Consider the following 12,580-nt stretch of genomic DNA (forward strand, 5'->3'; position numbering starts at 1 on the left):
TTCTGCCAGGGCCAAGCGTGACTCACAACAACTTAAAAAAAGGTCCCTGTGGCCTCACAAAAAATTCAATCCAGGAATAGACATGAGCGAATCATCCATTACCCACGCCCCCGCCGACTCCGGCGTTCCGCTGCAGGCCCGTGATTTCAGCGTCAAGGAACTGGTTGTGATCATCACCGGTGCGGGCCAGGGCATTGGCCGAGAACTGGCCCGGCAGTACGCGGCGGCAGGTGCCTTTCCGGTTATCGCTGATCTGAATCTCGACAAGGCGGCTTCGGTCGTGCAAGAAATTGAGGTCGCGGGTGGTCAGGCCTTGGCAGTGCAAGTCGACGTGGGTGACAAGGCCTCGGTTGACGCCATGGTCGCGCAGGTCCTGAAGGTTCATGGGCGTATCGACGTCTTGATCAACAATGCATCCATTTTCGCAGCCTTGGAAAAATGCGCGTTCGATCAAATTCCATATCAACAATGGCAGAAGGTCCTGCACGTCAATATCACTGGGACCTATCTGTGCGTATGCGCCGTTGCTCAGGCCATGCGTGACGCGAAATTCGGCCGAATCATCAATATTTCCTCAGACGCCGTGCCCCGCGGCACGATGAATTACCTGCACTACGTCACGTCGAAATCGGCGCTGATCGGCATGACCAACTCGCTTGCTCGAGAGCTCGGACCACACGGCATCACTGTGAACTGCATTCGTCCCGGTAGCGTTGCCACGGAAGTGGAGCGGGTCGCCAATCCCACAGTTGAGCTGCGTCAGCGCGCGGCGGCCTTGCAGTGCATTCCCCGTGGAATGCTGCCCACCGACCTTGTCGGAATCATGTTGTTCCTGGCCACCCCGGCGGCGTCGTTCATCACCGGCCAGACCATTGCCTGTGATGGCGGCTACACCCACAGCAGCTGATTCCAGACGCTCGCCGCATACCAGTTGGAGGCACCCGCAAGATGAAGGATTACGCCAAGTTCTATATCGACGGTGAATGGGTAGAGTCCGCAACGCCCCATCGGCAGGAGTTGATTGACCCGACCACTGAAGAGGTGTTTGCGACAGTCGCCATGGCGACAGTTGAGGAGGTGGACACCGCGGTTGCCGCGGCTCGACGGGCATTCAAAAGCTACTCGCAGTCTTCCCTCGATGAGCGTTACGACCTGATCAACCGCATCATCGAAGCCTACGAACTGCGCGTCGATGATTTTGTCCTCGCCATTGCGCAAGAGGTGGGTATTCCTCGTAGCGCTCGGGCTCAGGTCATGGGGCCAATCGAACACATGAAGGTGGCTCGGGACCTGCTGAAAACCTACGAGTTCGAAGCTCGGATTGACAACACGATCGTTCGCCGCGAACCCCTGGGCGTGTGTGCGCTGATCTCACCGTGGAACTGGCCAATTCAGACAACCGTCATCAAGTTGATCTATGCGTTGGCCGCTGGTTGCACGGTCGTGTCCAAGTCCAGTATCAATTCTCCGGTCAGCGCTATTTTGCTGACAGAGGTGCTGGATGCCGCGGGCGTACCCAAGGGCGTTTTCAACATGCTCAACGGCTCGGGGCGAGTGATTGGCGAGGCGATGTCGAGGCATCCCGATGTCGACATGGTTTCCTTCACGGGCTCGACCGGTGCCGGTGCGCAGGTAGGCGAGGCAGCGGCACGCACCATCAAGCGCGTGTGTCTGGAGCTGGGCGGGAAGTCGGCGAATATCGTGCTGCGAGACGCCGATCTGGAAAAGGCCGCACGTTGGAACGTACAGCGTTGCTTCTTCAATACGGGGCAATCGTGCCACGCACCGAGCCGCATGCTGGTGCATGAAAGCCAAGTGGAGCAGATCATTCCGTTCCTGGCTGACGAAGCAAACCTGTTCCGTCTAGGGGATCCGCGTGATCCTTCCACAACGATGGGCCCGATTGTCAGCCAGGCTCAATTCAATAGCATTCAGCGTCACATCCAGGCGGGAATCGATGAAGGTGCACGGTTGATCGCTGGCGGTCCGGGACGCCCCGAAGGCTTTGAGCGTGGCTTCTTCACTCGCCCTACCGTGTTTGTCGACGTGACGCCGGACATGAGTATTTGCCGCGAAGAGATTTTCGGACCGGTCCTGGTGGTGGTGCCCTATTCCTCCGAGGCGCAGGCACTGGAAATCGCCAATGACTCGCCTTATGGATTGGGTGGCTATGTATTTGGCGGGGACCGGCGCAAAGCCTATGAGTTTGCCAGCGGCCTGCGGGCCGGGCGTGTTTGCTTCAATGGCGCGGCGACTAACTCTTTGACCCCAATGGGGGGTTACAAGCAATCCGGAATCGGTCGCTCGATGGGGGTATTTGGGTTGGAAGAGTACCTGGAAATCAAGTCGGTCTATGGCTTTGAAGAAGAGGCCGCGACGCTACCGTCATTGAAGGCCTGATACCCATGCTCCATCCAGGGCCACGGCACTACTGTGCACAGCCCTGGCAATAGTGCAGTGCTTGCCTATGAATCTTTTCAGAGAACAAAAACATGAATGCTTCGAATGCGTCACTCAGAAACGGGGTCAAAGAAAAGCTCGCCAGGGGCGAGACGGTGTATTCGATGACATCTCGGCTCGTCAGAACCTTTGACATCGCCAGCATTGCCTATACGGCAGGTTTCGATTCGATCTACATCGACATGGAACACAGCAGCTATTCCCTGGAAGCTGCTGGGCAAGTATGCATGGCGTGTCTCGGTCTGGACGTAACTCCATTCGTGCGCGTGCCCAGCACAGACCCGCACTTCATCGCGCGCGTGCTTGACTCCGGCGCCTTGGGCATCATTGTTCCAAGTGTGCAGTCGGCGGAAGATGCCAGGGCTATCGTACGAGCGGCCAAGCATGCCCCGCTGGGCGAACGGTCGGTGGCCGGCGCGCCGCCGCAATTTCACTATCGATCCCTGCCCGCAGTAGACGCTACGCAGCAACTCGACGACGCGACGATGATTATTGCCATGATCGAATCGTTGGAAGGTCTTGAAGCGGTTGAGGAAATCGCAGCAGTAGAAGGCGTCGACATCCTGCTGGTGGGGGCCAACGACCTCAGCAGCGCCCTCGGTGTGTCTGGCGAGATGGACCATGAACTGGTGCGTAACGCCTACAGGCGCGTGTTGAATGCCTGTCTGGCGAACAATAAGGTTCTCGGTGTAGGAGGGTTGGGCAGCCGGCCCGACTTGATCAAAGAGCTCGTGGCGTTGGGCGCACGATATGTTTCAACCGGCAACGACATCTCATTTCTTCTCGCGGCGGCGATACAGAAACGCCAACAGTTTGCATAACCCGGCTGATCTGCAGCTAAGCCTCAACAACTATCGGTACTGCACGAACGTAGGGTGACTCAAGGCGTCCGTGCGTGATGCCTTGATTCGCCCGCTGGAGTGCGTGCAGCGGAGCAGAAGAATGAAAGTTTGCATTTACGGAGCCGGCGCTGTCGGCGGGCATATTGCAGCGAGACTTGCTGAGGGGGGAGCCGAGGTTTCTCTGGTCGCTCGGGGAGAGCATTTGGCTGCTATCCGCGCAAATGGATTGCGCGTGGAAACAAAGGATGGCGTTTTCGTGAGTCAGCCAGTGGCCACCGATGATCCCTCATCGCTGGGTCGACAGGACGTCGTGATTGTATCGGTCAAGGCACCAGCGCTTCCCGGGATTGTGGCAGGTATCAAGCCATTATTGGGCGATGAAACGTTGGTGTTGTTCGCCTTGAATGGCATTCCCTGGTGGTACCTGCAAGGCCAAGGAGGAATGCTTGAGGGGGCATCACTTCCTCGGATCGATCCGCAATCGCTCCTGACGGCTGCCATTGCCCCCGAGCGCGTAGTGGGTGCGGTCGCTTATACCGCTTGCACGGTTACCGCGCCGGGAGTGATCAAGGCGGAAAATCCACGTAACCGGCTCATTCTCGGGCGCCCGGATGGGAAATCGGATGCGCGCCTGGATGCTTTGGCCGAGTGTTTGATCAGAGGGGGGCTGGAAATTGAAGTCACCGACAGGATACGGGACGCTATCTGGACTAAGCTGGTCATCAATCTGACGGGTGGATCGCTGGCCATTCTGACTGCGTCGACGATGAAGCAAGCCCTGGCTAGCCCAGCAATTTCGAAAACTGCCCAGGCTATGGCAAACGAGGCTGCCTCGATTGCTCGGAAGCTGGGATGCGACCCGGGAGATGTCGAGGAGGGGCTTCGTCGATTGGCCGTTTCGACGCATAAACAAAGCATTCTTCAAGACCTCGAGCTGGGGCGCTCAATGGAAGTCGACACGATACTCAGGGCCCCGCTGGAGCTCGCACGGCTGGCTGATGTCGAGACGCCTGCGCTTGATCTGGTGGTTGACCTGGCTGTGCAGCGGGCGAAAGCCGCCGGTCTGTACGACAACTAAGTTCGGTAAAGCCCGCGCCGATGCCCGGCGCGGCAACCTCATTAGTGATTGGTATGAGTCGGTCTCTACTGATCGGGACCTGCCCCTGAGTGCCCCTGCATGGCACTTTCAGATGCGAAGAAGGAAGAGGCTCAGAGCGTCGGTGACTATCCGGGGTACCGTAACTCATCGATTAGAACCTGCATCGCCCGAGACTTCTCGCGCTCGCTTGAGTAGTAAAGGTGCAGTCCCGGAAATGTTCTCCACCAGGCTTCCATGACAGGGACCAGGGTGCCATCAACCAGATGGGGATGGGCGATGTCCTCGGGAACATAGGCCAGTCCGAAACCCGATACAGCGGCATCCAAAATCTGATTGATGCCATTGAATACGAGCCTGCCTTTGACTCTCGTATTGATTTCCTGGCCGTCTTTTTCCAGCTCCCACGCGTACAGGCCTCCACGTGTTGGCAGGCGCATATTTATACATTCATGTTCCATGAGGTCCTGAGGTCTGGTGGGCATGGCACGAGACTCCATGTAGGACGGCGCGCCCACCATTACAAAACGCATGTCGGGAGCGATACGAACGGCTTCGATCCCGTTTGCCAATCCGTCCCCGAGCCGGATGCCAAAGTCGAAATGGTCGGCCACGATGTCCGTCAAGCCATAGTCGATAACGACTTCTACACTTATTTGTGGGTATTTCGGCAGGGCTTGCGCCAATTTCGGCCAAAGAACCGTTTCGATGACATGGTCGGTTGCGGTGATGCGAATGTTACCGGCGGGGGTGTCGCCAAGTTCGGCCACGGCGATCAGTTCGGTTTCGATTTCCCGTAACCGCGGTTCAACGGTATTGAGCAGACGTTCACCGGCCTCGGTAACGGATACGCTGCGGGTCGTTCGAGTGAGCAGACGTACCCCGACCCGAGCTTCCAGTCTCTGGATGCTATGACTGAGCATCGATTGAGAGATTCCCAGCTGGGAGGCCGCTCGCGTGAAACTTTGCTCTCGTGCAACTGCAATGAGCGCGAGCAGGTCGCTGTAGTGTTCCTTTGCCATTCATCATTCTCTGCGTGGGGGCGAATACTGTATCAGCTCAAGCGCCCGCGCCAAGGATCTATGTTCATGAGCTGGCCATGCCGATCGTGTAGGGGATTAATCAATTTGGATCATACCTCTATTCGCCGTCGAGCCTTTCACCCGAACGCCATCCGTGTTTTTAATCGAAAAAATAGCAAGAGGCCTTTCATGAGAATCGGAATCCTGGGCTCCGGCCGAATGGGCAGTCATCTGGGCACCATGTTCGCCCGGGTTGGCCATGAGGTCTCCTTCAGTTACTCGCGTAATCAGCAGAAACTTTCCGATCTGGCTGCGTCGGCAGGTAAAAATGCACAGGCCAGCACACCGGCAGACGCGGCATTAAATGCTGACTTGGTCCTCCTGGCTGTGCATTGGCTTCAAGTGCCTGACGTCCTCAGCCAGGTGGATGACTTGAGCGGCAAAATCGTCATGACCTGCTGCAATCCTTTAAACGAAGAGGACACCGAGCTTGTCATCGGCCACACGATTTCCGGTGCGGAAACGCTGGCACAGATGATACCTGGGGCCCATGTCGTTGCGGCCTTCCAGTCGACGCCCAGTGAAGTTCTGTTCGATGTGTTCGCGGCCAGGGGCGAGGCGTTACGTCCCAGTTTGATCTTCTGTGGCGAGGACGAAGCCAGTAAAGCCACAGTTTCGGATCTTATCAGTCAGGTGGGCTTTGATCCGGTGGACGCTGGGGCTCTGAAGGTTGCCCGTTATATAGAGCCTTTCGCGATGCTCTCCGCAGTGTTGGCTTACGAAACGGACCAGGGGCCCGAATGGGCTTATCGCTTCGAGCGTTTTGACAGGTTGTTCAAAGGCACTTCCCGCGTCGGGAAATAGCGGGAGGAGCGGGTACATGCAGATTTATGATTACATCGTTGTCGGTGCCGGTTCTTCGGGCTGTCCGGTTGCGCGCGGTTTGTCTGACGATCCCCGGAACAACGTCCTGCTTATTGAGGCGGGACCTGCTTCAGATCGTTTCTGGGTCAATACGCCCGCGGGAATGGGCAAGCTCTATTTCAATAAGTCATTGAACTGGAGTTTCCGCACCTCGCCAATGGAGAAGCTTCAAGGGCGTCGGATGTACTGGCCTAGGGGCAAATTGCTCGGTGGATCCAGCTCCATCAACGGCATGGTATTCATCCGAGGTCACCAAAAAGATTTTGACGGCTGGCGTGCCTTGGGCAACCCAGGCTGGGGGTATGAAGATGTCTTGCCGTATTTCAAAAAGATGGAGCACTTTGAGCGGGGCGGCGATGAATATCGCGGAGCGAATGGTCCGCTATGGATCAGTGATCCGGTCGTCAAAGAAAAGAGTAGCTACGATTTTATAGAGGCCGCTAACCGTATCGGTATCCCGGTGACCGAGGACATGAACGGCGCCTTGCACGATGGCGTAGGTTTCATGCAGCACAACATCCAGGACGGGCAACGGATGTCGACTTACCGGGCATTTATCGAGCCTGTCATTGAACGGCCGAACCTGACGGTTCGAACCGGATGCGAGCTGCAGCGCGTTTTATTCGAGGGGCGTACCGCTGTCGGTATAGAGGTTTTGAAGAGTGGCCGTTTGGAGCGTATCTATGCGGCGCGCGAAGTGATTCTGTCAGCAGGCTCGCTGAAGACACCGCAGATGCTGATGTTGTCCGGCATCGGCCCAAGGGCTGAACTGGAAAAACACGCAATTCCCGAAGTTCTGAATTCCCCAGGAGTAGGGCAAAACCTGCAGGATCATTTTTATATTCACACAGCCTTCCGTTGCACCCCAGACAGTTCGTACAACGCCAACCTCGTAGGCCTGCGAAAGTACTGGGAAGGCTTCCGTTACCTGATGACCCGCAAAGGGTATCTTGCCCTTGGCTCTTCCCAGGTCGCGGCGTTTGTTAAAAGTAGCCCGGACGAGGACTACGCTGATCTCCAAATCAGCTTTCGGCCCATGACCTTTCAATACTTCCCTGACGGCACGGTTGACGTTGAAAAGCATCCCGGGCTCGGGGTGTCGGTCTATCAGTTGCGTCCCAGCACCACGGGAACAGTGACGCTGCGCTCAACCAACCCGTCTGACCCGGCCGATTACACACCAAATTTCCTGAGCAGCGATTACGACATCAATGCCGTGATCAGTGGTGTGCGCTGGATACGCAAAATCATGAACAGCGAGCCCATCAAGTCTCGCGTGGTTTCGGAAGAGTTGCCGGGGCCCCACATTCGTACCGATGAAGATATCTACAACTATCTGGTCGAAACCGGCAATTCGGCCCACCACCAGGGCGGCACCTGCAAGATGGGTAACGACGCGATGGCGGTGGTGGACGAACGACTGCGTGTCCGCGGTATCGAGCGACTGCGGGTGGTGGATGCCTCGATCATGCCATTCATCACGTCGGGCAACACCAATGCGCCGTCCATCATGATTGGTGTGAAAGCCGCCGACCTGATTCGTGAAGATGCAATGGCTCGCCGGGCAAGCAGTTCGCCGGTCGAAACTGTTGGTTGAATCGGCGGGTACCGTGTTGCCACCTGTCACGAAAATCCTCACCGAATAACAACAACTGGAGGCACCAGCAAGATGCACGATTACGCGAAGTTTTATATCTACGGTGAATGGGTAGAGGCCGCGACCTCCCAGCGCCAGGAATTGATTGATCCGACTACCGAAGAAGCGTTTGCCACGGTCGCCATGGCGACCGTTGAAGAGGTGGACACTGCCGTGGCCGCAGCTCGGCGTGCATTCAAAAGCTATTCGCAGTCTTCCCTCGATGAGCGTTACGACCTGATCAACCGTATCATCGAAGCCTACGAATTGCGCGCCGATGATTTTGTACAGGCCATTGCGCAAGAGGTGGGTATTCCCTGCAGCGCCCGTGCTCAGGTCATGGGGCCAATCGAACATATGAAGGTCGCTCGCGACCTGTTGAAGACGTACGAGTTCGAGGCGCGAATTGGCAATACGATCGTTCGCCGTGAACCCCTGGGTGTCTGCGCACTGATCTCGCCTTGGAACTGGCCGATCCAGACAACCGTCATCAAGCTGATCTATGCGCTGGCCGCCGGTTGTACAGTCGTATCCAAGTCCAGTATCAACTCTCCGGTCAGCGCTATTTTGCTGACAGAGGTGCTGGATGCCGCGGGCGTACCCAAGGGCGTTTTCAACATGCTCAACGGCTCGGGGCGAGTGATTGGCGAGGCGATGTCGAGGCATCCCGATGTCGACATGGTTTCCTTCACGGGCTCGACCGGTGCCGGTGCGCAGGTAGGCGAGACAGCGGCACGCACCATCAAGCGCGTGTGTCTGGAGCTGGGCGGGAAGTCGGCGAATATCGTGCTGCGAGACGCCGATCTGGAAAAGGCCGCGCGCTGGAACATTCAGCGCGGCTTCTTCAATACTGGACAATCCTGCCACGCGCCGAGTCGCATGCTGGTGCATGAAAGCCAGGTGGAGCAGATCATTCCGTTTCTGGTCGACGAAGCAAACCGATTCCGTCTCGGAGACCCGCGAGATCCCGCCACGACCATGGGGCCGATTGTCAGCCGGGCACAATTCAACAGCATCCAGCGTCACATACAGTCGGGCATCGATGAGGGGGCACGGCTGATTGTTGGCGGACTGGGGCGCCCCGAAGGCTTCGAACGTGGCTTTTTCACCCGTCCGACCGTGTTCGTCGATGTGACGCCGGAGATGACTATTTGCCGGGAAGAGATTTTCGGGCCGGTCTTGGTGGTGGTGCCTTATTCCACCGAGGCGCAGGCATTGGAAATAGCCAATGACTCGCCTTATGGGTTGGGTGGCTATGTATTCGGTGGGGACCGGCGCAAGGCGTATGAGTTCGCCAGCGGCCTGCGTGCCGGGCGTGTTTGTTTTAACGGTGCGCCGACTAACTCGCTGACGCCTATGGGGGGTTACAAGGAATCCGGCATTGGCCGCTCGATGGGTGTTTTCGGGTTGCAAGAGTATCTGGAAATCAAATCGGTCTATGGCTTTGACGAGGAAGCCGCAGCACTGCCGTCGTTGAAGGCCTGATACGACTATCCAAAACCAAACGCTGCCGCACCGATGATTGGCGCGGCACGCCTGCTGTTTGAAGAGAGTATTTATTCATCTGATTAATAGCACCTTGCGAGCTTGCTCACGTGGTTCGCTTGCTGTGCCACGGACGAGCCCAGTAGGGTAAGGCTCGTCTAAAAAAACGACGTTGCAGTTGTTGTTATTGCGAATGGTCAGTTGCCAAAGATTATCCGCAGGTCGTGCTCGGCCAGGTTTTTCACACTGTTTTCAATCGAGGCATTCTTACAATGGAACTCAACGTAAATGGCACTGTGTATGAGGTTGAGGCGGATGCGGATACACCATTGTTATGGGTGATTCGCGACGATATCGGCCTGACCGGAACCAAGTACGGGTGCGGTTTGGCGCAATGCGGCGCCTGTTCGGTCATGGTGGACGGCGTGCTGCTTCGCTCATGCGTTACACCGGTTGAAGGTGTAAAGGGCAAACAGATTCGCACAATCGAAGCCATTGAAGACGACGAGTTGGGCAAACGCGTAGTGGCCGCCTGGGTCAAGCATCAAGTCGCCCAGTGTGGCTATTGCCAGTCTGGCCAGGTAATGGCCGCCACTGCGCTGTTGCAGCGCATTCCCAAACCTTCCCAAGCCGATATTGCTGCCGCCATGACGAATCTCTGCCGTTGCGGCACTTATAACGCGATCAAGACTGCTGTCGATGAGCTTGCTGGTGCTTGAGCACGCGCAATTCGACTGAGCTGCGACGTGCCTGGTGACAATGCCGACGGCTAATCCTGACCACCTTTAATGGAGCAGGGATTGGTCTGCTGCCAGGCCGAGCATTGAATGCAAACACAGGGGAACACTATGTCAAAACTGGATGATTCAATCGCCGAGCGCGGCGTACTCTCCGACGCGCAACCTGTGAACGTCTCTCGCCGCCGTTTTTTGCAGGCATCGGCTGGCGTCACGGCGGGTGCGCTTGTTATCAGCTTCGGAATTCCCCTTGGCCCGTTGCGTGCTGCCGAGCGTGCCCAGGCATTGCTGCCTGGCGCCCGTGTACCGGCGTTCCTGGAGATTCGTCCGGATAATACCGTTCGCCTGCAGAGCCCCTTTATCGAGGGTGGGCAGGGTATTTTCACGGGCATGGCACAGGTCGTGGGTGAGGAGCTCGATATAGATCCAGCCAGCTTTCTGGTGGAGAACGCGGCGCCCGGGAGTGACTTCAAAGTCATGGAAGGTGGCATGCGCTTCACGGGTGGTAGCCGGTCGATGCGCGCGAGCTACATGACCATGCGCCGACTGGGCGCATCGGCGCGCCTGATGCTATTGCAGGCCGCGTCTTCCCACTGGAAGGTTCCTCTGGCGCAGCTAACTACCGAGCCAGGGCGGGTCATTCATGCCGCTTCCAATCGATCGATCACCTACGGTGAACTCGCGCCGCTAACGCTCGATTTGCCCATTCCCGATCCGCAAACCGTTACTCTGCGCGACCCTGCCACATTCCGCTGGATCGGTAAGCCGGTCCAGCGAATAGACGTCTACGACAAATCCACTGGTAAGGCGCAATACACCATCGATACTCGTGTCGAAGGCATGCTCCACGCCGCGGTACAGCATGCGCCGCGCCTGGGTCTGCAAGTGGGGCTGGTGCGCAACGAGGATCAGATCAGAAACCTCAAAGGCGTGCATTCGGTGCACCGTCTTGAAGGGGCAGTGGCGGTGGTTGCGCAACGCTGGTGGGTGGCCAAGCGTGCCGTCGAGGCTCTGCAAGTGGAGTGGACGGAGCCGGGTGGCGATTCAACCGTGCGCTACATGCCGGCTAATTTCGACACCCAGGCCTATGCGGAGCAACTGAGTAAAACCACCGACGCTGGGGATGAGGCCGAACGTGAGGGCGACCTGCAGCAAGGGCTGGCCGGCGCCAAGAAAATCGTCAGCGCGACTTATCATACCCAATACCTCAACCACGCCCAGTTGGAGCCGCCCTCGGCCCTGGCGCGCTTCGGGGCTGAAGGCAATCTCGATTTGTGGCTGCCGAACCAGGCCCCGGATTTGTTTTTGGCCGACGTCGCCAAGCGCACCGGTCTGGACCCTTCCAAAATCACTCTCCACTCTCCGCTGCTGGGTGGCTTTTTCGGCCGGCATTTTTTATACCCGAATGCATCACCTTACCCTCAGGCTATCCAGCTGGCTCAATCCACAGGTCGACCGATCAAGGTGATCTGGAGTCGCGAGGAAGAATTTTTGCGTGACGTGCTTCGTCCTTCCGCCGTAGTGCGCTTTCGCGCCGGCCTGGATGAACAGGGCATACCGGTGGCCTTTGAAGCAATTAGTGCCACGGAAGGGCCAACCGAGGGTATCGCTAACAAACAAGGAGACAAAATCGACCCGACCGCCGTCGAGGGCCTGGCCGGTAAAAAATACGCCATTGCGCATCGTCGGATCGCTCAACTGTACTCGCAGACCCCCGTGATGCTGGGCTACTGGCGTTCAGTCGGGAACTCCATCAATGACTTTATGTATGAAGCTTTTCTGGATGAAGTGGCGGATGCCGGCGGTCAAGATCCCTATGAGCTGCGGGCCAAGCTGCTGCAGGGCAACGATCGGTTAAGCCACCTGCTCAAGACAGTGGCCGACCTGTCCGGGGGGTGGAAACGAGGGCCGTTCACGGCGCAAGACGGCACCAAGCGAGCGAGAGGCGTTGCAATGGCATCGCCATTTGGTACCGAAACGGCGGTGATCGCAGAGGTTTCCATCAGCAACGGAGCCGTGAAGGTTCACGATATCTGGCAGGCAATCGATCCGGGTAGCATCGTCAATCCCGCCATCATCGAGGCTCAGGTCAACTCAGCCGTGGCCCTCGGCTTGTCTCAAACCCTGATCGAACAAGCCATCTACAAAGGTGGCACGCCGGTAGCGCGCAATTACGACCTCTACCGCATTCTCACACCGGAGATGATGGCCAGGGTCCATGTCCGCGTGGTTGAAAGTGGCGCGCCAATGGGCGGAATCGGCGAACCGCCTCTGCCTGCGGTGGCACCGGCGGTTGCTAACGCCGTCTCGCGACTGACCGGTCAACGAATTCGCAGCATGCCTCTATCGCAGTACCGCTTCGACACCTGATGAGGAAT

Annotated in this window: 10 protein-coding genes; 9 read left to right on the forward strand and 1 reads right to left on the reverse strand. The window is 57.4% G+C overall.

The features are described from left to right. Positions 1–82 precede the first annotated feature (82 nt). The 4 genes from TU81_RS01750 (at position 83) to TU81_RS01765 (ending at position 4,380) form a co-directional block, all read left to right on the forward strand. Positions 83–907 (forward strand): SDR family NAD(P)-dependent oxidoreductase, encoded by an 825-nt coding sequence (locus TU81_RS01750; RefSeq protein WP_048392992.1) that lies wholly within the window; start codon positions 83–85, stop codon positions 905–907. A 41-nt stretch (positions 908–948) separates the two neighbouring features. After that, positions 949–2,400, forward strand: a complete 1,452-nt coding sequence (locus tag TU81_RS01755; protein ID WP_048392994.1) for an aldehyde dehydrogenase family protein — start codon at positions 949–951, stop codon at positions 2,398–2,400. Between the two features lie 92 nt (positions 2,401–2,492). Next, complete coding sequence (locus TU81_RS01760; protein ID WP_048392996.1) at positions 2,493–3,281, forward strand: HpcH/HpaI aldolase family protein; 789 nt, start codon at positions 2,493–2,495, stop codon at positions 3,279–3,281. A 121-nt stretch (positions 3,282–3,402) separates the two neighbouring features. Continuing rightward, positions 3,403–4,380, forward strand: a complete 978-nt coding sequence (locus TU81_RS01765; protein WP_048392997.1) for a ketopantoate reductase family protein — start codon at positions 3,403–3,405, stop codon at positions 4,378–4,380. A gap of 146 nt (positions 4,381–4,526) precedes the next feature. Here the strand turns inward: TU81_RS01765 and TU81_RS01770 are convergent, their stop codons facing one another. Next, positions 4,527–5,420 (reverse strand): LysR family transcriptional regulator, encoded by an 894-nt coding sequence (locus TU81_RS01770; RefSeq protein WP_048392999.1) that lies wholly within the window; start codon positions 5,418–5,420, stop codon positions 4,527–4,529. A gap of 189 nt (positions 5,421–5,609) precedes the next feature. Between TU81_RS01770 and TU81_RS01775 the strand changes: the two genes are divergently transcribed. The 5 genes from TU81_RS01775 to TU81_RS01795 all read left to right on the forward strand — a co-directional run bounded on the left by TU81_RS01775 (position 5,610) and on the right by TU81_RS01795 (position 12,572). Beyond that, the gene (locus tag TU81_RS01775) at positions 5,610–6,284 is read left to right on the forward strand and encodes an NADPH-dependent F420 reductase (protein WP_048393001.1); all 675 of its coding nucleotides are present in this window, start codon (positions 5,610–5,612) and stop codon (positions 6,282–6,284) included. A gap of 16 nt (positions 6,285–6,300) precedes the next feature. Then, a complete protein-coding gene (locus TU81_RS01780) occupies positions 6,301–7,941 on the forward strand; it encodes a GMC family oxidoreductase (RefSeq protein ID WP_048393003.1) in 1,641 nt (546 codons plus the stop codon). Between the two features lie 72 nt (positions 7,942–8,013). Next, positions 8,014–9,465, forward strand: a complete 1,452-nt coding sequence (locus TU81_RS01785; RefSeq protein WP_048393005.1) for an aldehyde dehydrogenase family protein — start codon at positions 8,014–8,016, stop codon at positions 9,463–9,465. Positions 9,466–9,737: 272 nt separating this feature from the next. Next, complete coding sequence (locus TU81_RS01790; protein WP_013692840.1) at positions 9,738–10,184, forward strand: (2Fe-2S)-binding protein; 447 nt, start codon at positions 9,738–9,740, stop codon at positions 10,182–10,184. Positions 10,185–10,313: 129 nt separating this feature from the next. Beyond that, on the forward strand, positions 10,314–12,572 hold the full coding sequence (locus TU81_RS01795) for a xanthine dehydrogenase family protein molybdopterin-binding subunit (protein ID WP_048393007.1): 2,259 nt from the start codon (positions 10,314–10,316) through the stop codon (positions 12,570–12,572). The last annotated feature ends 8 nt before the right edge of the window (positions 12,573–12,580 follow it).

This window comes from Pseudomonas lini, assembly GCF_001042905.1.
Taxonomy (GTDB): Bacteria; Pseudomonadota; Gammaproteobacteria; order Pseudomonadales; family Pseudomonadaceae; genus Aquipseudomonas; species Aquipseudomonas lini.